At 70.8% G+C, this 25,665-nt stretch carries 24 protein-coding genes; 14 read left to right on the top strand and 10 right to left on the bottom strand.

The annotated features are described in order from the left end of the window. The first annotated feature begins 107 nt into the window (after positions 1–107). Entirely contained in the window at positions 108–1,130 is a 1,023-nt protein-coding gene (locus tag AB0H62_RS42620) for an alpha/beta hydrolase-fold protein (protein ID WP_360592091.1), read from the top strand. A gap of 3 nt (positions 1,131–1,133) precedes the next feature. Here the strand turns inward: AB0H62_RS42620 and AB0H62_RS42615 are convergent, their stop codons facing one another. After that, positions 1,134–1,904 (bottom strand): nitroreductase/quinone reductase family protein, encoded by a 771-nt coding sequence (locus AB0H62_RS42615; protein WP_360592090.1) that lies wholly within the window; start codon positions 1,902–1,904, stop codon positions 1,134–1,136. 10 nt (positions 1,905–1,914) lie between these two features. Then, on the bottom strand, positions 1,915–2,829 hold the full coding sequence (locus AB0H62_RS42610) for a helix-turn-helix domain-containing protein (RefSeq protein WP_255638002.1): 915 nt from the start codon (positions 2,827–2,829) through the stop codon (positions 1,915–1,917). Between the two features lie 170 nt (positions 2,830–2,999). Between AB0H62_RS42610 and AB0H62_RS42605 the strand changes: the two genes are divergently transcribed. Next, the gene (locus AB0H62_RS42605) at positions 3,000–4,196 is read left to right on the top strand and encodes an MFS transporter (RefSeq protein ID WP_360592089.1); all 1,197 of its coding nucleotides are present in this window, start codon (positions 3,000–3,002) and stop codon (positions 4,194–4,196) included. 21 nt (positions 4,197–4,217) lie between these two features. On the opposite strand, the gene AB0H62_RS42600 is transcribed toward AB0H62_RS42605, so the two are convergent. The 3 genes from AB0H62_RS42600 to AB0H62_RS42590 are packed head-to-tail and all read right to left on the bottom strand — an operon-like array spanning position 4,218 to position 6,686. After that, entirely contained in the window at positions 4,218–5,276 is a 1,059-nt protein-coding gene (locus tag AB0H62_RS42600; protein WP_360592088.1) for a 4-oxalomesaconate tautomerase, read from the bottom strand. 34 nt (positions 5,277–5,310) lie between these two features. Beyond that, a complete protein-coding gene (locus AB0H62_RS42595; RefSeq protein ID WP_220240469.1) occupies positions 5,311–6,015 on the bottom strand; it encodes a 4-carboxy-4-hydroxy-2-oxoadipate aldolase/oxaloacetate decarboxylase in 705 nt (234 codons plus the stop codon). A 17-nt stretch (positions 6,016–6,032) separates the two neighbouring features. Then, the gene (locus tag AB0H62_RS42590; RefSeq protein WP_220240470.1) at positions 6,033–6,686 is read right to left on the bottom strand and encodes a GntR family transcriptional regulator; all 654 of its coding nucleotides are present in this window, start codon (positions 6,684–6,686) and stop codon (positions 6,033–6,035) included. A 159-nt stretch (positions 6,687–6,845) separates the two neighbouring features. Between AB0H62_RS42590 and AB0H62_RS42585 the strand changes: the two genes are divergently transcribed. The 4 genes from AB0H62_RS42585 to AB0H62_RS42570 are packed head-to-tail and all read left to right on the top strand — an operon-like array spanning position 6,846 to position 10,994. Beyond that, positions 6,846–8,207 (top strand): MFS transporter, encoded by a 1,362-nt coding sequence (locus AB0H62_RS42585; protein WP_360592087.1) that lies wholly within the window; start codon positions 6,846–6,848, stop codon positions 8,205–8,207. Then, complete coding sequence (locus AB0H62_RS42580; protein ID WP_360592086.1) at positions 8,204–9,097, top strand: DUF1932 domain-containing protein; 894 nt, start codon at positions 8,204–8,206, stop codon at positions 9,095–9,097. Before AB0H62_RS42585 ends, AB0H62_RS42580 begins: the two co-directional genes overlap by 4 nt. Continuing rightward, positions 9,094–10,110 (top strand): amidohydrolase family protein, encoded by a 1,017-nt coding sequence (locus AB0H62_RS42575; RefSeq protein WP_220240473.1) that lies wholly within the window; start codon positions 9,094–9,096, stop codon positions 10,108–10,110. Before AB0H62_RS42580 ends, AB0H62_RS42575 begins: the two co-directional genes overlap by 4 nt. Further along, positions 10,107–10,994: an amidohydrolase family protein gene (locus AB0H62_RS42570; protein WP_220240474.1), complete on the top strand. Its 888-nt coding sequence runs from the start codon at positions 10,107–10,109 to the stop codon at positions 10,992–10,994. The genes AB0H62_RS42575 and AB0H62_RS42570 overlap by 4 nt, the downstream gene beginning before the upstream one ends. A gap of 52 nt (positions 10,995–11,046) precedes the next feature. Here AB0H62_RS42570 and AB0H62_RS42565 read toward each other — a convergent pair whose 3' ends face one another. After that, positions 11,047–12,081, bottom strand: coding sequence for a substrate-binding domain-containing protein (locus AB0H62_RS42565; protein ID WP_220240475.1), 1,035 nt, complete (start codon positions 12,079–12,081; stop codon positions 11,047–11,049). A 132-nt stretch (positions 12,082–12,213) separates the two neighbouring features. On the opposite strand from AB0H62_RS42565, the gene AB0H62_RS42560 reads away from it, so the two are divergent. From AB0H62_RS42560 to AB0H62_RS42550, 3 genes are read left to right on the top strand one after another with little or no spacing between them, the layout of a single operon-like run. Next, positions 12,214–13,533, top strand: a complete 1,320-nt coding sequence (locus AB0H62_RS42560; RefSeq protein ID WP_220240476.1) for an MFS transporter — start codon at positions 12,214–12,216, stop codon at positions 13,531–13,533. A gap of 1 nt (position 13,534) precedes the next feature. Beyond that, a complete protein-coding gene (locus AB0H62_RS42555; protein WP_360592085.1) occupies positions 13,535–14,725 on the top strand; it encodes an enolase C-terminal domain-like protein in 1,191 nt (396 codons plus the stop codon). A 20-nt stretch (positions 14,726–14,745) separates the two neighbouring features. Beyond that, entirely contained in the window at positions 14,746–16,404 is a 1,659-nt protein-coding gene (locus tag AB0H62_RS42550) for an alpha-glucosidase (protein WP_360592084.1), read from the top strand. A gap of 247 nt (positions 16,405–16,651) precedes the next feature. Here AB0H62_RS42550 and AB0H62_RS42545 read toward each other — a convergent pair whose 3' ends face one another. Beyond that, positions 16,652–17,554 carry a hypothetical protein gene (locus tag AB0H62_RS42545; protein WP_360592083.1) on the bottom strand — a complete coding sequence of 301 codons (903 nt, stop codon included), beginning with the start codon at positions 17,552–17,554 and terminating at the stop codon, positions 16,652–16,654. A gap of 279 nt (positions 17,555–17,833) precedes the next feature. Then, entirely contained in the window at positions 17,834–18,865 is a 1,032-nt protein-coding gene (locus tag AB0H62_RS42540) for an LLM class flavin-dependent oxidoreductase (protein ID WP_220240479.1), read from the bottom strand. A gap of 341 nt (positions 18,866–19,206) precedes the next feature. On the opposite strand from AB0H62_RS42540, the gene AB0H62_RS42535 reads away from it, so the two are divergent. Then, positions 19,207–20,799, top strand: a complete 1,593-nt coding sequence (locus AB0H62_RS42535) for an APC family permease (protein ID WP_360592082.1) — start codon at positions 19,207–19,209, stop codon at positions 20,797–20,799. 36 nt (positions 20,800–20,835) lie between these two features. Here the strand turns inward: AB0H62_RS42535 and AB0H62_RS42530 are convergent, their stop codons facing one another. Then, the gene (locus tag AB0H62_RS42530) at positions 20,836–21,738 is read right to left on the bottom strand and encodes an AraC family transcriptional regulator (protein WP_360592081.1); all 903 of its coding nucleotides are present in this window, start codon (positions 21,736–21,738) and stop codon (positions 20,836–20,838) included. Positions 21,739–21,818: 80 nt separating this feature from the next. Here AB0H62_RS42530 and AB0H62_RS42525 point away from each other — a divergent pair, with 80 nt between their 5' ends. The 4 genes from AB0H62_RS42525 to AB0H62_RS42510 all read left to right on the top strand — a co-directional run bounded on the left by AB0H62_RS42525 (position 21,819) and on the right by AB0H62_RS42510 (position 25,513). Continuing rightward, positions 21,819–22,586: an SDR family oxidoreductase gene (locus AB0H62_RS42525; protein ID WP_220240481.1), complete on the top strand. Its 768-nt coding sequence runs from the start codon at positions 21,819–21,821 to the stop codon at positions 22,584–22,586. Between the two features lie 89 nt (positions 22,587–22,675). Next, complete coding sequence (locus AB0H62_RS42520; RefSeq protein WP_360592080.1) at positions 22,676–23,395, top strand: alpha/beta hydrolase-fold protein; 720 nt, start codon at positions 22,676–22,678, stop codon at positions 23,393–23,395. 57 nt (positions 23,396–23,452) lie between these two features. Continuing rightward, entirely contained in the window at positions 23,453–24,232 is a 780-nt protein-coding gene (locus tag AB0H62_RS42515; protein WP_360592079.1) for a class I SAM-dependent methyltransferase, read from the top strand. 42 nt (positions 24,233–24,274) lie between these two features. Beyond that, positions 24,275–25,513: an MFS transporter gene (locus tag AB0H62_RS42510; RefSeq protein ID WP_360592078.1), complete on the top strand. Its 1,239-nt coding sequence runs from the start codon at positions 24,275–24,277 to the stop codon at positions 25,511–25,513. Here the strand turns inward: AB0H62_RS42510 and AB0H62_RS42505 are convergent. After that, positions 25,462–25,665 (bottom strand): peptide-methionine (S)-S-oxide reductase (locus AB0H62_RS42505; RefSeq protein WP_360592077.1); only part of this gene is annotated, 204 nt, incomplete at its 5' end. The two genes, AB0H62_RS42510 and AB0H62_RS42505, sit on opposite strands and share 52 nt — an antisense overlap.

Below are 25,665 nucleotides of genomic sequence, written 5' to 3'. Positions count from 1 at the left end.
GGACGCGAGCATGGTCGGGCAAACTCGCGTGTGTCAAGAACCCGGAACGGGCCCGAATCCACTGTGGAACGCCGCCACTCACCGCGCGGACCTGGTTGACTGTCGCCATGCTGCCCTGGGATGCCCCGCTCGCCGGCCGGCTCGACCGTCACACGATCACCTCGGAGCTGCTGCGGGACAACCCGCTCGGCGACCCGCACGAGCGGCCCCTGTGGGTGTACGTCCCGCCTGGCTACGACGACTCCGAGGCGCGCTACCCGGTGATCTACGTGATCCAGGGCTACACCGGCCAGGTCACGATGTGGGCCAACCGCACCGCGTTCCGTCAGCCGTACCTCGAAACGGCCGACGCGGTGTTCGCCGACGGCGCGCCGCCCTGCGTCGTGGTCTACGTCGACGCCTGGACCTCCTACGGCGGCTCGCAGTTCGTCGACTCACCCGGCACCGGCCGCTACCACTCGTACCTCTGCGACGAGATCGTGCCGTGGGTCGACGCGCACTACCGCACCATCCCCGCGCGCGAGTCACGCGCGATCACCGGCAAGTCGTCCGGCGGCTTCGGCGCGATGATCACGCCGATGCTGCGCCCCGATCTGTTCGGCGCGCTCGCCACGCACGCCGGAGACACGCTCTACGAGCTCAGTTACGTGCCCGAGTTCGGCAAGGCCGCGCGCGTGCTGCGCGAGTACGACCACGACATCTTCCGCTGGTGGGACGACTTCCGCTCACGCCCGGCGTTCACCAAACCGGGTGACGAGTCGCTGCTCGTGGCCCTCGGCGTCGCCGCGTGCTTCTCCGCGCGCGCGGACGGCACGCCCGAGTTGCCCTTCGACCCGGTGACCGGTGTGCTCAAACCGGACGTCTGGGACCGCTGGCTCGCGTGGGACCCGGTCCGCATGGCTCCCGCGCACGCCGAGACGCTGCGCTCCCTGGACTCGGTCTGGATCGACGCCGGCACCCGCGACGAGTGGTTCCTCGACCTCGGCGCCGCCGCGTTCCGCGACGAGCTCCTCAAGGCCGGCCTGCCCGAGGACCGCCTGCACTTCGAGCTCTTCGACGCCGGCCACGGCGGCATCGACTACCGCTACCCGCCGGCCCTCAAATGGCTCGCCGAACGGCTGGCCCGCTAGCGCTCACTCCAGGTCGACGCGCACCGTCAGCAGGTTGTTGCCCAAGGTCCGCACCCCGGCGCTGTTCAAGCGTGGCAACGACTTCAGCCGGGCCACGGCGTCGTCGTCGGGGAGGACGTGGGCGGTCCCGCGGTGCCAGCGCCCGCGAAGCCGCACGCGGACGCGCGGGTCGGCCTGCAGGTTGCGGACGTACTGCGAGCGGGTGCCGAACTCCGACACCAGCCAGAACTCGTCGCCGGTGCGCCGGCCGCCGACGGGCGTGCGGCGGGGGAGACCCGACGTGCGGCCCGTGGTTTCCAGCAGGACCTGGCCGGGCAGCCGCGACAGCACGGGGTTGCCGACGCGGCGCTGAAACGTCGTCACCAGCCGGTGCCATCCGCTGCCGCGCTGGGCGGCCTCGCGCAGCCGCCACGGGATGACCACCGCGTGGATCGGCGCCGCGAGTGCCCACAACGCCCGGGCCGGCGCACGGTCGAACCGCACGGTGGTGGTCCAGCGCACCCGCGAGCCGACGTCGACGGAATTGCGCGTGGTCACCAACGCCGACGGCGCTTCGAGCACCACGCTGCCGGGTTCGGAGCTCACGACCGTCCAGCCGAGCACCCGGCCCGGCCCGGGCTGGGTCTGCAGGCCAAGGCACCGCCAGCCCACGCGCAGGAACGCCCGCAGCGGCGCCGGCGCGTCTTCCCAGACGGCTCGCGCCCACTGCTCGGCGGTGCGCTCGTCGCCGGCGGGCCGGGCGATGTCCACTGTGGACGTGTAGTCGGAGGTCACGCGGTCCAGGCTAGTGGTTCGAAGCCTCCGACGCGCGAGCGTGATCGACCGCGGCGGCCGCGTCCGGGCCCCAGCTCGCCAGCAGCCGCAACGCTTCCTGCGACTTCGAACCGGGCTCGGTGTGGTACACCGACAACGCCTGGTCCTGGTCCTCGGGCAGCGTGAACGTCTCGTAGGACAACGTCAGCTCACCCACGAGGGGGTGCCGCAACCGCATCGTTCCGTGCGTCTTGCGCTTCACGTCGCGCGCGGCCCACAGCGTGCGGAATTCGTCGCTCTTCACCGACAGTTCCCCGACCAGCTCGGTGAGCAGCGGGTCGTTCGGATGCTGCCCGGCGTCGAGCCGCAGCTGCCCGACGACGTCGGCCGCCTTGGTGCGCCAGTCCGCGTACAGGCTGTGCGCGGCCGGATCGAGGAAAACGATGCGGGCCCAGTTGCGGTCTTCCGGCGCCCGCGCGGCCCAGTCGCCGAAGAGTGCCGACGCCGTGCTGTTCCAGGCGAGCACGTCGGTGCGGCGGCCCCACACGTACGCGGGCACGCTCTCGATCGCGTCGAGCATCGTCTGCAGCACGGGCCGCACCTGCTGCCGTTGCCGCGGCGCGGGCCGTTTGCGCTGCTGGGGCTTGGCCAGGTGCAGCAGGTGCGCGTGTTCGGTCTCCGACAGGTTCAGCGCGGTGGAGATCGCAGTCAGCACTTCGAGCGAGACGTTGCGGCCGTTGCCCTGCTCCAGCCGCGTGTAGTACGCGACGGAAACCCCGGCCAGCTGCGCCAGCTCCTCACGCCGCAACCCCGGCACGCGCCGGCGCCGGCCGTACTCGGGCAGGCCCACATCGGCCGGCTTCAGGCGGGCGCGCCGTGAGCGCAGGAACTCGCTCAGCTCCGCGCGTGGATCCAGCGCCTGCTCGGTGCGGGGGTGCGTGGCCATGTCCCTCAGTATCGCGCCCGAACCGACTAATCGCTGCTCCTGAGCCTGTCCCTGCCAGTAGTAGGCACGCGGGACGTACGCGAAACGGGCACCTGGGTAACCCCTCGGGCCCGGCGCACAGTGAACAGTGCCCGCCGAGCGGCCCGGCACCAATGAGAGGGATCAGTGAGATGACCGAGACAACCACAACTTCGCCCGCCACCGCGCGTGGCCGGGACCGGCTCCCGGGCAAGGCCCTTTTCGGCCTCTTCCTCGCCGGGTTCATCGGCATCCTCACCGAGTGCCTGCCCGCCGGTCTGCTGCCGGAAATCAGCCGGACCCTGCACACGAGCGTCGCGGCCACCGGCCAGATCGTCACGATCTACGCCGCCGCCACCGCGCTCGCCGCGATCCCGCTCTCGCGCCTGACCGCGAAGTGGTCGCGTAAGACCGTGCTGCAGGTCGCCCTGGGCACCGTCGCGATCACCAACGCGCTCACCGCGTTGTCCACCGACTACACCCTCACGATGGTGATCCGCTTCGTCGCCGGCCTCGGCACCGCGCTGGTCTGGACGCAGCTCGCCGGGTACGCCGCGCGCCTGTCGCCGCCGAGCGTGCAGGGCCGTGCCATCGCCATCGCGCTGGCGGGCACGCCGATCTCGCTGGCCCTCGGCGTGCCGGTGGGCACGTGGCTGAGCACCTTCGGCGGCTGGCAGACGGCGTTCTGGGTCTCGGCGGCGCTGAGCGTGCTGAACATGCTCTGGTTCGTGGTGAACCTCGCGAACCTGTCCGGCCAAGCGGGCCACGAACGCTTCACGCTCCGCCAGGTCCTCGCGATGCCCGGGCTGCGCACGATCCTGTTCGCGCTCACCACGTACATGGTGGCGCACAACATCCTCTACACCTACGTGACCGACTTCCTGCGCTTTGCCGGCATGGAGAGCCAGGCCGGGTGGGTGCTGTTCGCCTTCGGTGTCACGTCGGTGCTGAGCGTGGGCGTGGTCGGCGCGCACATCGACCACCACCTGCGCAAGCTGATCGTCGCGAGCACACTGCTGTTCGCGGTGAGCGTGCTGGTCCTGGCGGTGCTCTCGGGTGTGCCCGCGCTCGTCTACCTCGCCGCCGCGGCGTGGGGCCTGGCGTTCGGCAGTTCGCCGAGCCTGTTCATCGGCGGCGCGATCACCGCGACGGCCGAAGCCGCCGACGTCGCGCAGTCGATCGTGATCTCGTTCTTCTCCGGCTCGATCGCTCTCGGCGGGCTCGTCGGCGGGCTCTTGATCGCGAGCCTGGGCACGGCGTCGATCACGTGGGCTTCATTGGTGCTGCTGGTCTTCGCGGCGGTCGCGGTGGTCGGCGGCCGCAGGCACGCTTTCCCCAGGGGCGCCTGAGCGGCACCCCCGGGGAAGGCGTCAGCGCGGGAAAACCGTGCCGTCGAACAGCTTCCGGGCCGTGCGCACGACCCCGCTGCGGCGCACCCGCGGCGGGGTCTCGCCCGGGTCCACCTCGACCTCGACCTGCAGGTGGCCGGTCGGGTGCTCGACGTCGATGCGCGAGGTGCCGGGCAGCTTCGCCAGCTCGTGCCCGACGGCGCCGTCCAGCAGGAGCGCCGTGGCCACGCTGACGGCCCCGAGCACCCCGATCGACGTGTGCGGTTCGAGCGGGATGAACGTGCGGGTGCAGATCGTGCCACCGTCGACGGGCGGCGCGACGAGCGTGGTCTTCGGGACCGAGCTGTCGCGCACGTCGCCGAGGCCCATCAGCTCGGCCGCCCGCAATCGCAGCGACTGGATCCGGTCCCGCAGCGCGGTGTCGGCCTTGAGCTGCTCAGGCGTTTCGTAGCCGGTGAGCCCGAAGTCGGCGGCCCGCGCGACGACCACCGGCATGCCGTTGTCCACACAGGTCACCGGCACACCGTCCACAGTGTCCACGAGGTGCCCGGTCGGGAGCAGGCCGTGGCCCGTCGAGCCGGCGGTGTCGGCGAAGTCGAGCACCACCGGCGCCGCGGTACCGGGCACGCCGGAGATCGCCGTGTCACCCGTGTAGTCGACGACCCCGCCGGGAGTGGGGAAGCGGGCGACGGCGGTGCTGTCCGAGTTGACCATCCGGATCCGCACGGTCGTCTCGCCGTCGCCGGCCGGCACGAGGCCGCGTTCCACCGCGAACGGGCCGACGCCCGCGAGCAGGTTGCCGCAGTTCTGCCGGTCGGTCACGGTCGCCTCGGCCACGCCGAGCTGCAGGAACAGGTAGTCGACGTCCGCGCCGGGCGTCGTGCTCGGCGACACCACGGCCACCTTGCTGGTGAGCGGGTGGGCGCCGCCGATGCCGTCGATCTGGCGCGGGTCGGGGCTGCCCATGATGCGCAGCAGCAGGTCGTCGCGCTCCGCCGCGTCGGAGGGCAGGTCCTCGGCGCGGAAGTACGCGCCCTTGGACGTGCCGCCGCGCATCAGCAGGCAGGGGACGGCGTTCATGCCGCCTCCGCGGGAGGGAGTTCGTCGGCGGTCGTCACGCCTGCTCCTTCGCGTACTCCTCGGCGGTCACCCACCGCACGCCCAGCGAAGTGAGTTTCTCGCGCAGCCCGTAGCGGTCGAGCCCCAGCTCACCGCCGGCGAGGGCCGCCCGTGTGGCTTCCTCCTTGGCCAGACGCGCCTTCGAAGCGGTGATGCCCCGTTCGACGTCGATCTGCGCGACTCGCAGCACGCCGTCGTCGTCGGCCAGGATCACGTCGCCGGCGTGGATGGTCTGTCCGCCGACGGTCACCGGCACGTTGACCGAACCGGCCGTCGCCTTCACGGTGCCCTGCGCGCTGATCGCCCGCGACCACACCGGGAAGCCCATTTCCTTGAGCTCCGCGACATCACGCACGCCCGCGTCGATCACGAGACCCCGCACGCCGCGCGACACCAGCGACGTGGCGAGCAGCTCGCCGAACATCCCGTCGGTCGAAGGGGAAGCGGTGGTGACGACGAGGATGTCCCCCGGCTGGCACTGCTCGACCGCGGCGTGGATCATCATGTTGTCGCCGGGCCAGCACAGCGCCGTCACGGCCGAACCGCCGATGCGGGAGCCGCGGTGCAGCGGGCGGTGCTCGGTGCCGACGTAGCCGACGCGCCCGAGCGCCTCGTGCACCGTGGCGACCCCGAAGCCGGCCAGCTCGTCGATCTTGCCGCCGGGCGCCCGGGGGACGTCGGTCACCACCACGTTGTTCATTCAGCCTGCTCCATCGCTCAGTTGTCGGTCTCGCGCAGCGCGGTGATCACGCTGCGCAGGTGCGCCCGGGCCGCTTGCTCGGCGGCGTCCGGGTCGCGGCGGGCGATCGCGTCGATGATCGCCAGGTGCTCGGGCAGCGATACGTGCGGCCGGCCCGCGCGCATGGCGAGCCGGAACTGGTGGCGGACGATCTGGCCGTGGAGCCGCTCCAGCAGCTCCGCCGCCACGGACTGACCCGCGATCTCCCGCACCGTGCGGTGCAGCTCGCGGTTCAGCTCGGAGTACTTCATCGACTCGCCCTCGTCGACGGCGGCCTGCAGCCGCTTCGCCAGCTCACGCAGCGAGTCGATCTCGTCGTCGCTTACCTTCTCGGCCGCCTTGGCCGCGCACAGGCCTTCGAGCACCATGCGGCACTCGGTGATGGCCACGGCCTCCTCGATCGACACCACCCGCACCCGGGCCCCGCGGTGCGGAATACGCTCCACCAGGCCTTCCGCGGTCAGGTCGATCAGGGCGGCCCGCATGCTCGCGCGCGTGACGCCGAAGGTTTCGGCCAGCTCGGCCTCCACCAGGCGCTGCCCCGGGACGACGTCGCCCGCCAAAAGGGCGGCCCGCAGCGCGTCGAGCGCGGCGTGCTTGCCGACCTCCCCTTCCTTCGGCGTGGTGGGCATCCCGGCTCCTCTCTTCGATGGATGACGCTAAGCATCCCATACGAGATTGTCAACAATTTCGTAGACGACTCTTGTGACGATCTGGGTCCACGAGTTACCTTCCCTCGGACCACTCCGGCCGCGATGACGCGCCCGGCACGACAGGAGATGATCACGACGATGACCGGACCGGCCACGTCACCGCCCGCCGCCTCGTGGGCCAAGACTTCGACCCGCAACGCCGTCATCGGCGCCTCCTTCGGCTTCTTCGTCGACATGTTCGACGTGTATCTGCCGGTGGTGGCGCTGACGCCCGCGATGAACTACTTCCTCCCGCCCTCCGTTTCCGCGGGCAGCCGGGCCGTGATCACTTCGCTGATCTTCGTGGCCACCCTGCTCGGGCGGCCGCTCGGCTCGATGATCTTCGGCCGCCTCGCCGACAAGGTCGGCCGCCGCCGCGTGACGCTGTGGTCGATCACCGGCTGCGGCATCTGCACGCTGCTCATCGCGCTGCTGCCCGGCTACCACGCCGTGGGCCTGCTCGGCGTGGTGCTGCTGGTGGTGCTGCGCCTGATCGACGGCGTGTTCCTCGGCGGCGAGTACACCGGCGCCACCCCGCTCGCCATGGAGGCGGTCCCGACCGGCAAACGCGGTTGGTACGGCGGCCTCGTGGGCATGGGCTTCCCGATCTCGTACTGCGCCATTTCGCTGGTGACCTTCGTGATGTTGCGCATCGCGCCCTCCGGTGGCGTGAACTCGGCCTACTCCCAGTGGGGCTGGCGCGTGCCGTTCCTCGTGGGCGCGCTGCTGTGCGCGGTGTTCTGCTGGTACTTCTCGCGCACCGTCGAGGAGTCCGAGACGTGGAAGTCGGCGAAGAAGTCGCGCACGCCGATCCGCGACGTGCTCGTGGGTTCCTCTCGCAAGCAGTTCCTCCAGGTGTTCGTGATCATGAGCGGCATCTGGTTCGCCTCGAACCTCGCTTCCGGCCTGCTGCCCAGTGCGCTGCAGTTCCAGGCGCACGTGTCGGCGCAGCAGGTGACGGCGGCGCTCGTGATCGTGCAGGCAATCCATTCCGTGCTGTTCCCGTTCCTGGGTGCCTTGTCGGAGAAGATCGGCCGGCGCAAGTTCCTCGCGTGGTCCGGCATCGGCATCGGCGTGGTCTGCTCCGCCGCGTTCGCCACGATCAGCCTCGGCTGGTGGTCGGGCTTCGGCGCGGTGCTGTTGCTGACCTTCGTGATCCGGATCTCGGGTGGCAGCACGTTCGCCGTCACGCCGTCGTACCTGTGCGAGCGGTTCCCGCCCGCCGTGCGCGGCAGCGGCTTCGGTCTCGGCTACAGCATGCCGCTGATCCTGACCTCGTTCTACGCCTACTACCAGGACTGGCTCGGGCACATCATGCCGTCGGGCCTCACCGCCGCGGCCCTGCTCGTGCTCGGTGGCGCGCTCGTGTTCGTCGGCTCGCTGATCGGCCCGGAGACCAAGGACGTCGACCTCGGCGTCGCGGCCGCGGGCCAGCCGCAGCCGAAGGCGGTGACAGCGTGACGACGATCGCGTTGCTGGGCCTCGGTGAGGTGGGTTCCGTGCTGGCGGAAGACCTCACCGGGGTGGACCTCGCGGCGTGGGACGTGGCGCTGGCGGATCCGTCGAGCGCCGCGGCGCGCAACGCCGAACGGTTCGGGCTGGTGTCCGCTGTGGACGCGCACGACGCCGTTCGCGAAGCCGATCTGGTGATCAGCGCCGTGACCGCGGCCAACGACCTCACCGCGGCCAAGTCGATCGTCGACGGGCTGCCCGCCGGCTGCTGGTTCCTCGACCTCAACTCCGCGGCACCCGGCCAGAAGCAGGCCTCCGCCGAGGTGATCGAGAAGGCCGGCGGCCGCTACGTCGAGGCCGCCGTGATGTCGCCCATCAACCCCAAGCGGCTCGCGGCCCCGATGCTGCTCGGCGGCCCGCACGCGGCGGAGTTCGCGGAGTTCGCGCGTCCGCTCGGCTTCACCGGGCTGGAGGTCTACGCCGACGTCGTCGGCCGGGCCGCGGCCACCAAGCTCTGCCGTTCCGTGGTGATCAAGGGCGTCGAAGCCCTGCTCACCGAGTCTCTGCTCGCCGCGCGCGAGTGGGGCGTGGAGGGACGCGTCCTCGGGTCGCTGTCGAACCTGCTGCCCAGCGACGACTGGGAGAGCCTCGCCGCATACATGATTTCCCGCTCGCTGGAGCACGGCGTCCGCCGGGCCGAGGAGCTGCGGGAAGCCGCCGTGACCGTGGCCGAGACCGGCGTCGAGCCCGTGATGGCGGAAGCGATCGCACGCCGCCAGGACTGGGCGGCGGCCCACCGGCCCGCAGACCTCGGCGACCTGGAGTCGCGGCTGCTGCCGCTGCTCGACGCGGTCCGCACGCGAATGTCCGAAGAAGACCCGAAAGGCGACACCGAGTGATCATCGACTGTCACGGCCACTACACGACCGTGCCCGCGGCCCACACGAGCTGGCGGGACGCGCAGCGCGCCGCGTACGACGCGGGGACCGCCGCTCCGGCGTACCCGGAGATCGGCGACGACGAGCTGCGCGAATCGGTGCAGGGCCAGCTCGGGCTGATGGCCGACCGCGGCGTGGACCTCACGGTGTTCTCGCCGCGCGCGTCGGCGATGGGCCACCACATCGGTGACGAGGCCGTGAGCACCGAGTGGGCGCGGGTGTGCAACGACCTCGTCCACCGCGTCACCACGCTCTACCCCGAGAAGTTCGTCGGCGTCTGCCAGCTGCCGCAGTCGCCGGGAGTCCCGGTGGAGCACTCCGTGGCCGAGCTGCGCCGCTGCGTGGAGGAGCTCGGGTTCGTGGGCTGCAACCTCAACCCCGACCCGAGCGGCGGGCACTGGACCGCGCCGCCGCTCACCGACAAGAGCTGGTATCCGTTCTACGAAGCCATGGTGGAGCTCGACGTGCCGGCCATGGTGCACGTGTCGGCCTCGGACAACCCGAGCTTCCACGCCACGGGCGCGCACTACCTCAACGCCGACACCACGGCGTTCATGCAGTTCCTGCAGTCGGACCTGTTCACCGACTTCCCGGCACTGCGCTTCGTGATCCCGCACGGCGGCGGAGCGGTGCCGTACCACTGGGGCCGCTACCGCGGGCTCGCCGACATGCTCGGCCGCCCGGAGCCCGACGAAGGTGTCATGCCGAACGTCTTCTTCGACACGTGCGTGTACCACCAGCCGGGCATCAACCTGCTCTTCGACGTGATCAACGTGGACAACGTGCTGTTCGGCTCGGAGATGGTCGGTGCCGTGCGGGGCATCGACTCGCGCACCGGGCACCACTTCGACGACACCCGCCGCTACGTCGACGCGCTCGGACTGTCCGATGAGGACAAGACGAAGGTGTACGAGGGCAACGTGCGCCGCGTCTACCCGCGCCTGGACCAGGCGCTGAAGGCGAGGGGCGTGTGAGCGCGTTCACGGCCGACCCCGGCTGGCTCTCCTACGACCCCGACCCGTCGAAGCCGGCCTTCGTGCTTCCGCCGGGCACCGTCGACGTGCACACGCACGTGTTCGGCCCGGGCGACAAGTTTCCCTATGCGCCGGAACGCAAGTACACGCCGACCGACGCCGGCAAGGAGAAGCTGTTCGCCCTGCGCGACTTCCTGGGCATCGAGCGCCAGGTGATCGTGCAGGCGACCTGCCACGGTGCCGACAACAGCGCTCTGGTCGACGCGCTCGACGCGGCGGGCGAGCGCTCCCGCGGCATCGCGACGATCCGCGGCACCGAGTCCGACGAGGAGCTCGCCCGGCTGCACACGGCCGGCGTGCGCGGCATCCGGCTGAACTTCGTCCGCCGGCTCGTGGACCCGAAGCCCGACGCGTACTACCACGACCTGGTCGCGCGGATCGCGCCGCTGGGCTGGCACATCGTGATCTATTTCGAGGCCGCGGACCTCGCCGAGAAGTGGGACCTGTTCACCTCGCTGCCGACCACGGTCCTGGTGGACCACATGGGCCGCCCGGACGTGACGAAACCCGTCGACGGCCCGGAGTTCGGCCGCTTCCGCACCCTGCTGCGCGAGCACCCGAACTTCCACGTGAAGGTCACCGGCCCGGAACGCCTCACGGTGGCCGGACCGCCGTACGACGACGTGGTGCCCTTCGGCCGCGCGCTCGTGGAGGAGTTCCCGGACCGCGTCCTGTGGGGCACCGACTGGCCGCACCCCAACATGAAGAGCCACATGCCCGACGACGGCACGCTGGTCGACTTCGTGCCCCGCATCGCACCGAGCGCCGAAGCGCGGCAGAAGCTGTTGGTGGACAACCCGATGCGGCTCTACTGGGCTGACTGAACGCGAGCCGACCGAGCCGGGGAGCCGGGCCGTCCGAAGTGGACGACCCGGCTCAGCCCAGCCGTTCGGCGACGCGCGGGGGAGCGGTGTCGCTGTCGCCGGGAGAGATCGTCATCGGCCAGACCTCCTGCACCGGGTCCTTCGCCGAGGCGACGCGGGCGAGCACGATCTCGCCGAGCCGCCGCCCGTACGCCTCCAGTGAGACCGCGAACGTGGTCAGCGACGGCACGAGGTAATCGCACACCGGGTTCTTGCGGAACCCCACCACGGCCAGGTCCGCGCCCGGCCGCACACCGGCCTCGGCGAAGCGCCGGTAGAGCCCGAGCGCGAGTGTCTCCTGCGCCAGCATCACGGCCGTCGGGGCCGGCGCCATCGCCAGCAGGCGTTCGGCGAGCAGCCCGCCGCCCTCGGGCGTGTCGGGCAGGCGGATCTCGGCGGCGGGCTCGAGCCCGTGCGCGGCCAGCGCCTGCCGGCAGCCGCGGGTGTACTCCCAGGTGCTGTTGACGTCTCCGTCGTCGTAGGCCAGCGCGATCCGCGTGTGCCCGGCGGCCACGAGCCGCTCCACCGTCTCCGCCGCGACGCCCTCGAAGTCCAGGTCGAGCCACGCGTGACCCTCGGGTCCGCCGCGGCCGAGCGCCACGAACGGCACGCCGCGCTCGGTGAGCAGCTCCACCCGCCGGTCGACGCGGTGGGTGTTGGAGATGACGTACGCGTCGGCGATGTGCCGGTCGACGGCGTTGACCAGGTACCGGTAGGGGTCCTTGGCCGGCCCGACCGGCAGCAGCACCAGGTCCATCGAGCGTTTCGCGAGCTCCTGCTGCAGGCCGTCGCAGACGCTGAAGTAGAACGTCTCGCCCATCGCGGTGCGCGCGGTGTTGGTCTGCATCACGAGCGCGACCGTGCCGGTCTCGCCGCGGCGCAGCGTGCGGCCGGACTGGTTCGGCTGGTAGCCGAGGCGCTCCGCGGCCGAGCGGACGCGCTCGCGCGTGGCGTCGCTGACCTCGCCGCGGGAGTTCATCGCGCGCGACACGGTGCTGATCGACATGCCGAGCTCGGCCGCCAGCTCCCGGATCCCGACCCGGCCCATGCGTCCCCCCGTCCCTTCAGGTTGTCGCTCACAGTATCGCGGGTCGATCACTCACTGGCGTACCGGAAACGTTTCCGGTAACGTTTCCGGCGGACGCGCCGAGGCGTCCGGTTGCTCGTGGGCGGAGGATTCATGCTCGAGTCACGTGTGGTGCGGAAGCTGTCGCTGAGACTGCTGCCCGTCTTGATCATCGGTTACTTCCTGGCGATCATCGACCGCGCGAACCTGGGGGTCGCCGCGCTCACGATGAACGCCGACCTCGGGATCGGCGCCACCGCGTTCGGGTTCGCCGCGAGTGTGTTCTTCGTGCCGTACGTGCTGCTCGAGGTGCCCTCGAACCTCGCGATGGCCAGGTTCGGAGCCCGCTGGTGGATCGCGCGCATCCTCGTGACCTGGGGGATCATCTCCGCCGCCCACGCGCTGGTGTGGGACGTGCCGAGCCTTTACGTCGCGCGCGCCCTGCTGGGCGCGGCCGAGGCCGGCTTCTTCCCGGGCGTGATCTTCTACCTGACGCTGTGGTTCCCCGCCGCGCACCGCGGCCGCATCATGGCGACGTTCACCGCCGGCATCCCGGTGGCCCTGATCATCGGCACGCCGCTGTCGGGTCTGATCCTCAACCTCGAAGGCCGGCTCGGCCTGCACGGCTGGCAGTGGGTGTACCTGATCGAGGGTGTGCCCGCCGTGCTGATGGGGATCATGATGCCGTGGCTGCTGCCGAAGAGCCCGGACAAAGCGAAGTTCCTCGACGAGGAGGAACGCGCCTGGCTCACCGGCACTCTCGCCCGCGAGGCCGCCGAACGCGAGGCGCTGGGCGAGCGCGGCAGCACCCGGCGCAAGGTGCTGAAGACGCTGCTGAGCCCGAAGGTGCTCATGTTCGCCGTGGCGTACTACGGCCTGACGAACCTCAACGGCGCGGTGTCGACGTTCCTGCCGCAGATCCTCAAGCCGTTCGGGCTCGGGAACACCGCGACCACGTTCGTCGCCGCGATCCCGTACGTGTTCGGGCTCATCGGCATGCTGGTGCTCGGGCGCCTGGCCGACCGGCCGGGGCTGCGGGCGACGAGCCTGTACATCGCGCTCGGCGTGTCGCTGGTCGGGCTGGTCGCGTCGGCGGTGTTCGACGCGCCGGTGGTGAAGCTCGTCGCGCTGTGCGTGGCCGCGTTCGGCGTCTTCGGCGTGCTGCCGACGTTCTGGGGACTGCCGACGGCGATCCTCACCGGGGCGGCGGCCGCGGGTGGCATCGCGTTGATCAACGCGCTCGGCAACCTCTCGAGTGTCGTGAACCCGGCCGTGATCGGGGCGATCGACGCGAAGACCGGCAGCTTCGACGGCGGCCTGCTGTGGCTTGCCGCGATGGCGGTGGTCGCGATCCTGGCGGTCACGGTGATCCTGCTCGTCTGGCGGCCGGCGCGACGGGCCTTGGTGACTGTGCCTTCGAAGCAGGAGGTCTGACGTGCGTATCGCCGAAGTGCGGTTGCGGCGGCTGAAGGGTGTGCTGCCTACCGACGGCGACCTGTGGGAGGAACGGCTGGTCCGCCCGCTCGACGTCTACCCCGAGTATCGCGCCCGCGACGACCACGAGGGCGGCGTGCAGCGGCCCGGCGGGTTCGAGATCACCACGTTCTTCGTGGAGATCGAGACCGACGAGGGCCTGGTCGGGCGCGCCGGCCCCGTGCCGGAGACGGTGGCGTGGCTGGTGGCGCACGAGCTGCGGCCGCTGCTGCTCGGCCGCGACCCGATCGCGGGGGAGAAGCTGTGGGACCAGCTGCACCGCGCGCAGGTGCACGGACGCGGCGGCCAGCCGATGCTGGCGATCAGCGCGGTGGACAACGCGTTGTGGGACCTGCGCGGCAAGTGGCTCGGGCAGCCGGTGTACCGCCTGCTCGGCGGGCCGACGCGGGACGAGGTGCCGGCGTACGCGTCGATGCTCGGCTTTGCGGTGCAGGACCTGGACCGCGTGCGCGAGCGGGCCGTGGAGTTCCGGGACCGCGGGTACCGGGCGCAGAAGTGGTTCTTCCGCCACGGCCCGGCGAGCGGGTACGAGGGGCTGCGCGCGAACGTCGCTCTCGTCCGGACGCTGCGTGAGGCCGTCGGCGAGGACTACGACCTGATGTTCGACTGCTGGCAGTCGATGGACGTCACCTACGTCACGGAGCTGGCTTCGCGAATCGCCGAGTTCCGGCCGCGGTGGCTCGAGGAAGTGGTGATGCCGGACCGGATCGACGGCTACGCGTTGCTGCGGCAGCGGCTGGCGGTGCCGCTCGCGGGGGCGGAGCACGAGTACACGCGCTGGGGCTTCCGGCGGTTCGTGGACGCCGGCGCGCTGGACGTGCTGCAGCCCGATCTGTATTGGTGCGGCGGGCTTTCCGAGGCGCTGAAGATCGCGGCCTACGGCACGGCTCACGACCTCCAAGTGATCCCGCACGGCCACTCCGCGACGGCGACACTGCACTTCTCGCTGACGCAGTCACCGGCCCACACGCCGTACCAGGAGGATCTGGTGAAGTGGAACCAGGTGCACCAGCTGTTCCTGGCTTCGCCGGTGAACCCGGCCGGCGGGGTGCTTTCGCCGTCGGACGCGCCAGGCCTGGGCATGGAGCTGGACGCGGGCCGCGCCGACGCCGACGACGTCGTTTTCGCTTGAGCTATCGGGAAAGCAGGGGAATGAACACGCCTCGCTGGTGGCAGACCGCCACCGTGTACCAGATCTACCCGCGCAGCTTCGCCGACTCGAACGGCGACGGCGTCGGCGACCTGCGCGGCATCATCGGCAAGCTCGACCACCTCAGCGCGCTGGGCATCGACGTGGTGTGGCTTTCGCCGGTGTACCCGTCGCCGCAGGACGACAACGGCTACGACATCAGTGACTACTACGGCATCGACCCGGTGTTCGGCACGCTCGCCGACTTCGACGAGCTGCTGGCCGAAGCGCACGCGCGCGACATCCGCGTGGTGATGGATCTCGTGGTGAACCACACCTCGGACGAGCACCCGTGGTTCGTCGAGTCGCGCGACCCCGCGAGCCCCCGGCACGACTGGTACTGGTGGCGCCGCCAGCCCAACAACTGGGGCTCGCGCTTCTCGGGCCCGGCGTGGGAGCAGGACCCGGACTCGGGCGAGTACTACCTGCACCTGTTTTCGCGCAAGCAGCCGGACCTCAACTGGGAGAACCCGGAGCTGCGCCGGGAGATCCACCGGATGATGCGCTGGTGGCTCGACCGCGGCGTCGACGGCTTCCGCATGGACGTCATCAACTTCATCGCGAAGCCCGTTTCACTGCCCGATGCGCCGCTCGGCCTCGGCGACCTCTACGGCGACGCGGAATCCCTGTACGCCAACGGCCCCCGCCTGCACGAGTTCCTGCAGGAGATGCACCGCGAGGTCTTCGCCGACCGCGCCGACCGGCTCCTGACGGTCGGCGAGACGCCCGGTACGTCCGTTTCCGATGCCGAGCTCCTCACCGACCCGGCGCGCCACGAGCTCGACATGGTGTTCCAGTTCGACCACGTGGAGCTCGACCAGGGCCACTCGAAGTGGGACGTGCGGCCGTTCGACCTGGCGGCTCTGAAGCGCACCCTCGCTCGCTGGCAGGTCGGCCTCGCCGACCGCGGCTGGAACAGCCTCTACTGGAACAACCACGACCAGCCCCGCATCGTCTCCCGCTGGGGCGACGACGGTCCCTGGCGTGAGCTGTCGGCCACCGCGTTGGCCACCGTCCTTCATCTGCACCGCGGCACGCCCTATGTCTACCAAGGCGAGGAACTCGGCATGACCAACGTGCCGTTCTCCTCGATCGACGACTTCGCCGACATCCAGTCCCGCAACCACTACTTCGAGGCGACTGGCCCTCTGGGGCAGTCCCCTGTCGAGGTCTTGGCCGCCCTCCGCTCGCGCTCCCGCGACAACGCCCGCACCCCGATGCAGTGGACCGCCTCATCCCAGGCCGGCTTCACTTCGGGCACGCCGTGGCTGCGCGTGAACCCCAACCACACGACGATCAATGCCGCGTCCCAAGTGGACGATCCGGCGTCGGTGTTCTCCCACTACCGCCGTCTGATCGCTCTGCGGCATTCGGAGCCGCTGGTGGTTTCGGGCCGGTACGCGCTGCTGGAGCCTGATCACCGCCGGCTGTTCGCCTTCACCCGCGTGGACGGCGACCACGGGTTGCTGGTGCTGGCCAACTTGTGGCATACCCCGCTCGACGTACCACCGTCCGCGGTGGCCGGTTGGCCTTCCGCCACGCTCGTTCTGGGCAATTACCCGGGCCCGGCGTCGGTGGGTGCGCAGCTCCGCCCCTGGGAGGCCGTCGTCTTCCGCCACTGACGCCGCACTACGGCGACGACGCTTCCGACCGCCGCACCCAGCAACGCAACGACGGCGGTCGCGACGCGCACGAACCCGGTGGAACCGAGGCTGACCGCAAGCACTGCGAGGGCTACGAGCAGCGCCGTCGTGGAAAGGGACACGGTCCGGACCAGATCCCGCGCGCGCCGGGTGCGATCGTCGGAAGTGAGGACCCGGTCGAGCAACTGGAGGAAGGTGAGGCGGTCGGTGCCCCGGGGGACGGTGGTCACCGGTTCGCCGCCGCACCCGGTCGGCCGACGGTGCGCAGAGCGAGCGCAGGGGGCTCGCCCTGGTCGCGCAGCCGGCCGACGAACCTGTCCGGAGTCGGGCTCCGGTCGACGATCCGCGCGAATTTCGCTGAAGGCTCGACCGGTCCTCGTGTCCCATCGAGAACGACGCCTTCCCCGAGGATTCCTGCCACGGGGTCGCACAGATCTTCGACCAGCGAGAACACCGAAGGACCCTGCGCTGTTTCAAGGTGGAGCGCGGTCCCGCCCAAACCGCTCCAGACGTCGATCGCGGCAGCGTTCGCGACCAGCCCGATGCGGCGCAGCATGGCACTGCCGAGCGCGACCGGACCACAGTGCTGCCAGTGGAAGTCGTAACCGTGCCGTTCGCCCGAGCTCAGCTGCGGCGAACACTCGAGCCGCGGGTCCACGCACTTTCCGCCGTACGCCGTGTGCCGGATGGCGCCCCAGATTCGGGTCCAGTCGTCCTCTTTGATGCCGCGGACCACAACACGGCAGGGAGTGACCCTGCCGTCCACATCGAGCAGGCGTAGCTCGAGGTTGTTCTGGGTGAAGGTGAAGCGCAGGCCCGGAATGCCGTCGCGGCGTTCGTTCGGTTCGAGAGGCGCCAGCAGCGCGCGAAAGAATCGGGTCGCGGCATCGTCGGCAAGGCTGACCACGAGGGCATCGCAGCGTGGGCTGACCTTCTTGAACACTCGGTGCCCGGCGGTCCTGTGCGCCGAATACCTGACGGCAAGCAGGAGCGAAGTCTCGAGCACCCGTTGGTGCAGCGAATGCGCTGCGAGAATCGCCCTTTCCCGCGCGGCTTCGGTGATCGCGAGGTCGGCGCTGATCGCCTTGTGGGCTTCTTGGCGCGTCTCACCGGTGAACCGCCGGCGCACCGAGGCGAGCTCAGAGACTGAAGCAGTCACGGCAGAGTCCTTCCTTCGTCACCGCCCGGCTCGGCGAGGAGGGATCCAGCCATGGTTTTCCGGCACCCACGAGGGTGCGATCAGTCGTTCGTGCTGTTCGGTGGTTCTGTCGCCCGGGTTGCCGGGTGGGCGACACCAGCAGTGCCCGCACGGTGCGCGACGAAGCATAGCGCAGGGTGAGTCGCGGGTCGTCTCGCGCGGGGTTGTCCCGGCCGCAACTCACCCCCGTGAGGGAGCTCGCGCCGAAGATCAGGCGGCCGGTTTCCAGCCCAGCTCAGGGCCCAGCCGGGTGGCGATGTCCGTGAGGATCTGCACGTAGTCGGCGTGCTCGAAGCTGAAGGGCAGCGCGAACGCGACCTCCGACACCTCCCGGAACGCGGCGTCCGCGTAGAGCCGCTCGGCGATGGAAGCCGAGGTGCCCACCAGGTCTTCCGCGAAGGTCATGCGGGCGGGGCCGTGGGCCTTGCCGACGCGGGGCAGGCGGGAAGCGGCGTACGCCTTGTACTTCGCGCGCTGCTCGGGGCTCGCGCTGTCGGTCGGGATGACGACCAGGCCCTGTGACACGCGGGCGTCGGCGCCGAGGGGGTGGTGGGCGCGGAACTCGCGGATCTGCGCGGCCTGGATGGCGGCGAAGTCGATCTCCGTGGCGTCGGGATCCTCGGCGCGCACGACGCTGCTGGCCAGGTAGTTCATGCGGTGCTCGCCGGCCCAGCGGGCGGAGCGGGTGCTGCCGCCGCCGTACCAGAGGCGGTCGGCGAGGCCGGGGGAGTGCGGCTGGACGCGGGGCGAGTACTCCTCGATGCCCTCGGTGCCACTGAAGTCCGTGGCTTTCTCGCCGCGGATGAAGCCCAGGAGGCGTTCCACGCGCTGATAGCTGAAGTCCTCGGCCGACGCGGTGTCGGGGTACAGCGCGGGCGCGAGGTGGTCGTAGTGGCGCGGCTCGCCGACGCTCAGGCCGGGGTTGAGGCGCCCGCCGGAGAGGACGTCGACCGTGGCGAGGTCTTCGGCGAGGCGCAGCGGGTTTTCCCAGCCCAGGGGGATCACGGCGGTGCCCAGCTCGATGCGGCTCGTGCGTTGCGTGGCGGCGGCCAGAACCGCGACGGGCGACGAGATGCCGAACTGCAGGTGCCGGTGGCGCACCCACGCGCTGTCGAAACCGAGCTCCTCGCCGAGCTGGATGACCTGCAGCGTCGACTCGTGGCCGGCGGCGGGATCGGCCTCGTCGAACAGCCCGATCGTGAGGAATCCCAGCTTGCGCAACGGTTCCGAGGTGATCGGCACGGCAGTTCCTCCTGGCTCCGGGTCTTGCCGCAGATCAACCTCGACGGCGCCGGGATTGTTCCGGTTCCGGTGTGGTCTGGAGCACTACGTCGGTACCTCACGGGAAGTCCGGGTTCCTGGACCGAAACTAACTTGTAACGGGGCGAAGGTTCCACTCCGGCGGCGCGCGCGCCAGAATCGCGCGTTGTGATCGCGTCAGAAAAGCATTCGGAGGCTTGTCGTAAATCCTGAAAACAGGTACTGGCGCGAATCATTCGGACAAAGTTCCCGAACATTCGGATCGAGGCTCATCCATGGTTGAACCCGCCCAGAAAACCGCATCTGCGGGCACTTCGCCGAAAATGCGCAGATCGGTCGGCTTCTACGGCCTGATGTTCGTTTCGCTCGGCTCGATCATCGGCTCCGGGTGGCTGCTCGGCGCGCTCAAGGCGGCGAAGGTGGCGGGTCCCGCGTCGCTCGTGTCGTGGGTGCTCACCGCGGTCATCATGGCCACGCTTGCCCTGGTCCACGCGGAACTCGGCGCGGCCTACCCGGTCGCCGGCGGCACGGCCCGGTACCCCGCGCTCGCGTACGGAGTGCTCGGCGGGTTCGTCGGCGGCTGGGTCGCGTGGCTGCAGGCGGTGGCGCTCGCGCCGGTGGAGGTCGAGGCGAGTCTCGAATACCTCGACAACGTCACCTGGATCAAGGAACACCTGAATCTGCTGAGTCCCTCGGGCACGCTCACCGCGAGCGGATTCGGCTGGGCGACGCTGCTGATGGCGATCTTCACGATGATCAACCTCGTCGGCGTGAAATTGCTGTCGGAAAGCAATTCGGCGACGGTGATCTGGAAGACCGCGGTGCCGGTGCTGACCGTGGTCGTGCTGCTGTCGCTGCGCTTCCACCCGGGCAACTTCACCGCGGGCGGCGGCTTCGCGCCGCACGGTGCCCACGGCATCTTCGCCGCGCTGCCGGTCGGCGTGGTGTTCGCGTTGCAGGGCTTCGAACAGGCCGTGCAGGTGGGCGGCGAGGCGCGCGACCCGCAGAAGGACCTGTCGCGCGCGATCATCGTCGCGATGGTCATCGGCACGATCGTCTACCTGCTGCTGGAGGTCGCGTTCATCGGCGCGCTCGACCCGGCCGCGCTGCTCAAGGGCTGGGACAACCCGATCGCGCAAGGCTCCTTCGGCCCGTACGCCACGCTGGCGACCCTCGCCGGCGCCGGCTGGCTGTCGTACGTGCTCTACGCCGACGCCTTCGTCTCCCCGGCCGGCACGGGCATGCTCTACCTCGGCACGTCGGCGCGCCTGTCGTACGCGATGGGCCGCGAGCGCACGCTGCCGAAGGGCCTGGGCAAGCTCAACGTGCGCGGGGTGCCGGTGTGGTCGATCGGGTTGTCGTTCGTGGTCGGCGAAATCGCGTTCCTGCCGTTCCCGAGCTGGCAGTCGCTGGTCAGCGTGATCACCTCGGCCACCGCGCTGATGTACGCGTTCGCCCCGGTCTCGATGATCGCGCTGCGCAGGCGCGACCCGGACCGCCCGCGCCCGTACCGCGCGCCGATGCCGAAGGTGCTGGCGCCCGCGGGCTTCGTGGCCGCGAACCTGATCATCTACTGGAGCGGTTTCGACACCACGTGGAAGATCATGATCGCCGTGGTGATCGGCTTCGGCCTGTTCCTCATCGCCCGTGTGACCAGCCCCAAGCTGGAACGCATCCCGATCGACTGGAAGGCCGCGCAGTGGATCGTGCCGTTGCTCGCCGGCCACGTGCTCATCGGCTACTTCGGCCGCTACGGCGAGTCGGGCAACATCAGCGCCCTGCCGGAGTGGATCGACCTGCTGGTGGTGATCGTGTTCAGCCTGGCGGTGTTCTACTGGGCCGTGAACCTCGCGGTCGACAGTGACAAAGTGAAGGCAGCGGTCGAGCGAGAGGCGCTGGAGCTGGCCGTGCAGTGATCTCGCGGGTGATCGGTTTCCCTTGCGGGCGACCGGTCACCGGCGCCGCCACGCCCCGGGCGTCGTTCCTTCGCGGCGGCTGAACACGCGGGTGAGTGCGGCGTTGGACTCATAACCCACCCGAGTGGCGATCTGCGCGACGCTGAGGTCGGTCTCGCGCAGGAGCCGCTTGGCCTGGTGCAGCCGCCACGACGTGAGGTAGCCCAGCGGGGTCTCGCCGACCACGGCCCGGAAGGCGGCCGCGAACGCCGAGCGCGAAAGGCCGGCCTCGCGGGCCAGCGTTTCGACCGTCCACGGGTGCGCGAGGTCGGCGTGCAGCGCGCGCGTGGCGGCCGCGAGGCGGGGGTCGCGCTGGGCGGCGAGCCAGCCGAGGTCGCCGCCTCCGGTTTCGCAGAACGTGCGGACGGCCTGGATGAACAGCACGTCCGCGAGCCGGCTGGTCACGAGCCGGGAGCCGAGGCCCGCGGCGGCGTCCTCGCGGGCGAGCAGGTCGAAGGTCGCGCGCAGCTGCTCCCCGGCCTCGCCGCGCAGGTCGAGCAGGAACAGCGGGGGCAGCATCGCGAACAGCGGCGCGGCCGCGGTGGCGTCGAAGGAGAACCGGCCGGACACGATGTCGGTGCGTTCACCGCTCCCGCCGTGCGTCGCGACGGTGCGTTCCGGGTCGGTGAACAGGGATTCGCATTCGACGAGGTCCCGGCCGGGCTCGTCCTCGAGCGTGAACCGCGCGCCGGCGCGGACGACGAAGCAGTCGCCCGCCGCGAGCCGGCGCGGTTCGCCCACGGCGTCGCCCGTGAGCACGCACGAACCGGAGGCGATCAGCACGAGGCGGGTGGTCTCGGGCGAGTGGAAGGCGATGCCCCACGGCGCGCCGGCCTCGATCCGCACGTACCGCGACTGCTCGATCCGCATCGCGGTGAGCACGTCCTCCACCGGATCCATGGGGGCTCCTGGACGATCAGACAACGATTGCGGACCCGAAGGTAACACTCGTCCGGCTCGGCGGTTCTAGCGTGGGTCGCATGAAGATCACCGAACTGTTCGACCTGACCGGCAGGACCGCCCTCGTCACCGGAGCGAGCCGCGGGATCGGCGCCGCCGTGAGCCGGGTGCTGTCGGAGGCGGGCGCGCGGGTGGTGCTGGTCGGCCGGTTCGCGGAGACCCTGGCCGCGGTGGCGCGCGAGCTCCCGGGTGACGCCGACGTGGTCGCCGCCGACCTGGCGTGCCCGGAGGCCCCAGCCGAGATCCTCGCCGCGGCGGGCTCGGTCGACGTCCTCGTCAACAACGCAGGCAGCGGCACAGGCGCGGGCTTTGCCGACCGGCTACGGCTCGCCGACGTCGACGAGGCTTGGGCGGTGTACCTGCGCGCCCCGATCGTGCTGTCCGGCCTCGCCGCCGCGGGCATGGCCGCGCGCGGCAGTGGCAGTGTCGTCACCTTGTCGTCGGGCGCCGCCCACCAGGGCCTGCCCGGCTTGTCCGTCTACAGTGGACTCCGCGCCGGCGCCGAAGCCGCCACCCGCGCGCTGGCCGCCGAGTGGGGCTCCCGCGGCGTCCGCTTCAACGCCGTCAGCCCCGGCGCCGTCCGCACCACACTCGGCGCCTGGATCGTCGACGACGACTCGGCCCGGGCCAAGTACCTGGAGACGGTGCCGCTGGGCCGGGTCGGCGAGCCGGACGATGTCGCTGCCGCCGTGTTGTTCTTCGCTTCCCCAGCGTCGTCGTACATCACTGGCCAGACCCTCACCGTCGACGGCGGCTGGGTCACGACGGCGCCGTCGCCGGTGGGCTGAGCCGGATTCGCTCGCCGCACGGCCGTTCAGGACTACCTTGCAAAGTGCTGTCGACCGGCCGGCGAGGGCTGAAGATCGAGGTGTGGGGCATGGACGATCGAGCGGCTGCGGGCGGCAACGATCCTGCGGCAGCGTCGCAACCGGCGCGGGCCGGTCGGGTGGCGGGAGAATTGGTCACCGAGATGTTCGAGTACGACGGTGGACGGCGGGTCACGGTGTACGTGCCGCCGGATCCGCCGGAGGCGGTCGTGTTCGCCGGTGACGGTCAGCTGATCTCGCAGTGGGGCGGCCACCTCGAAGCCGCCGACGTGCCGCCGACGATGATCGTCGGCGCCCACCGGACCGCCGACGAGGACGAGACGGTGCGCATCCGGGAGTATTCGCCGTCGTTCGACCAGGACCGGTTCGCGGCGCACGAGAGGTTCTTCACCGGGGACGTCCGCCGATGGGTGCGGTCGCGCTTCGGCGTCGACTTGCCCGCCGAACGTACGGCGGTGTGCGGTGTCTCGGCGAGTGGAGAGCTCTCACTGGCGATGGGCCTCCGGCATCCGGACGTCTACGGTGCGGTCTTTTCCGCGTCGCCGGGCGCCGGCTACCGCCCGCCTGTCGCGATGCCGAGCCCGCTACCGCGCGTCTACCTGGTCGCCGGCACGCTGGAGCCGTTCTTCGCGAGGAACGCGACGCGGTGGGCGGACGCGCTGCGCGATGCCGGCGCGGACGTCGTGCTGACGGAACGGGTCGGCGATCACGGCGGCCCGTTCTGGGCCGCGGAGTTCCCGCTGATGGTGGCCTGGGCCTTCGGAAGCTGACCAGCGGCACCATTATCGTTTGCGGCGCGATGTGGGCAGCGATCATCCTCGGGTGCCATGGCGGCAAACCTCACTGAGTTCTACGGCCACGATACCGACGAGGACACCCGGCTGACCCGCTCGGCGCACGGGAAGCTGGAGTTCCTGCGGACGCAGGAGTTGGTGCGGCGGGCGCTGAACGGGAAGGCGTTGCGGGTGCTCGACGTCGGCGGTGGAACCGGTGTGCACGCGCGCTGGCTCGCCGCCGACGGTCACTCCGTGCACGTCGTCGACGCGGTGCCCCGGCATGTCGAGGTCGCGGCCGGGATCCCCGGCGTCACAGCGGAACTCGGCGACGCGCGGGCGCTCACGTGGCCGGACGCGAGCGCGGACGTCGTCCTGCTCTTCGGGCCGCTCTACCACCTCGTCGAGGCCGAGGACCGAACGTTGGCGCTGGCCGAAGCGCTGCGCGTACTCCGTCCTGGTGGCCTCCTGTGCGCCGCGGCGATCAGCCGCTACCTGTCCCTTCTGGAGGTGAGTACGACCGGGCGCCTCGACGCGCGGATGGCCGGCGCCGTCGGCGAGGTCATCGGCACGGGAAAGTACGACGGGCACGTCGGATTCGTCCCCGCGCACTTCCACACCGCTGCGGAGCTGGGTGGCGAGGTCCGAACCGCCGGCGTGCGGGACGTCGAGGTGTTCGGCGTGGAAGGCCCCGCCTGGGCCGCGCTCGACGTGGCGGGCGCGGCGATCCGGGACGAGCACCTGGAATCGGCGCTGCAGTGCGCCCGGCTGGTCGAGCGGGATTCCCACCTGATCAACGCCAGCGCGCACCTTCTCGCCGTCGGAAAGGCTTAGCCGGCAAGAAAATCACTTGACCCCGCCACCAGACTCGCCGGTATGGGGTCGTGGGGGCGGTTGCAGCTGGTCGCGGTGTTCGGATCGGCGGGGGAAGGCCTGGTGCTCTCGGCGATTCCGCTGCTGGCCGTTTCGATCACGACGGACCCGCGGGAGATTTCGCTGGTGACGGTGGCCGGGCAGGCGCCGTGGTTGCTGTTGTCGTTGTTCGCGGGCGTGGTGATCGACCGGGTGCGGCGGACGGCAGTGCTGGCGGGGGCGTACGCCGTGCTCGCCGCGGCCGCCGTGGCGCTCGCCGCGGCCGGATCGCTGCACGAACTGAGCCTGCCCGTGGTGGCGGTGGTGGCGTTCGTGGTCACCACGGCGCAGGTGTTCGGCGACGGCGCCAGCGGCGCGCTCGTGCCGGACGTCGTGGGGCCCGACCGGCTGGCGGCGGCGAACGCGCGGTTGCAGGTGATCGACCGGGGGCTGGTGCAGTTCGTCGTCCCGCCGGCGACGGGGGTGCTGCTCGGGATCGGGGCGGGGATTCCGGCGTGGGGCGCCACGGCGGCGGCGGTCGTGGCGTTCGCCTTGGTACGCGGGATTCCGTCGGCGCCGCCGGTGAAGTCGCCGGCGCATCCGTTGCGCGACATCGGCGAAGGGCTGCGGTACCTGGTGGGCACGCCGCTGCTGCGGTCGATCACGATCACCGTCGCGCTGGGGTCGTTCGCGGCGAGCGCGGGCAACGCGATGCTGGTGCTCTTCGCGACGCAGGTGCTGCACCTCGGCCCCGTCGGCTACGGCGGGCTGCTCGCGTGCCTGGCCGTCGGCTGGGTCGCGTCGTCGTTCGTGGTGGACCTGGTGGTGCGGCGGCTGGGTTACTCGTGGTCGATGCGGCTGGCGCAGAGCTGCGGCGTGGTGGCGCAGCTCGCCATCGCTTTGGTGCCGCCGTGGCCGCCGGTCGTGGGGCTGGTGCTCGTGTTCCTCACGGCGACCACGCTCGTGTGGAACGTCTGCTCCCAGTCCTCACGCCAGCGCTTCACGCCGTCGCCGTTGCTGGGCCGTGTGCTCACCAGCCACCGTGCGCTGGCGTGGGGACTGACGCCCCTGGGCGCGCTCGCGGGCGGGTTCGTCGCCGCGCACGTGAGTCTGCGCGCGGTGTGGGTGATGAGCGCGTTGATCCAGTTGGTCGGCGCCGCGGTGGTGTGGTGGCAGCTCTCGCCCGCCGCCTTCCGCGACGCCGAGCTCGCTCAGGCGCGCTTGGGCAGCTTCCACCCGGGGCGGGGGAAGTGGCAGGTGTAGCCGTTCGGATAGGTCTGGAGGTAGTTCTGGTGTTCGGGTTCGGCCTGCCAGAAGTCGCCGGCGGGGGTGACTTCGGTGACGACCTTGCCGGGCCAGAGGCCGGAGGCCTCGACGTCGGCGATGGTGTCTTCGGCGACCTTCTTCTGCTCGTC

Origin of the sequence: Amycolatopsis sp. NPDC050768, from assembly GCF_040654155.1 — a bacterium.
Lineage (GTDB): Bacteria > Actinomycetota > Actinomycetes > Mycobacteriales > Pseudonocardiaceae > Amycolatopsis.
This window is presented reverse-complemented; position numbering and strand designations above follow the sequence as displayed.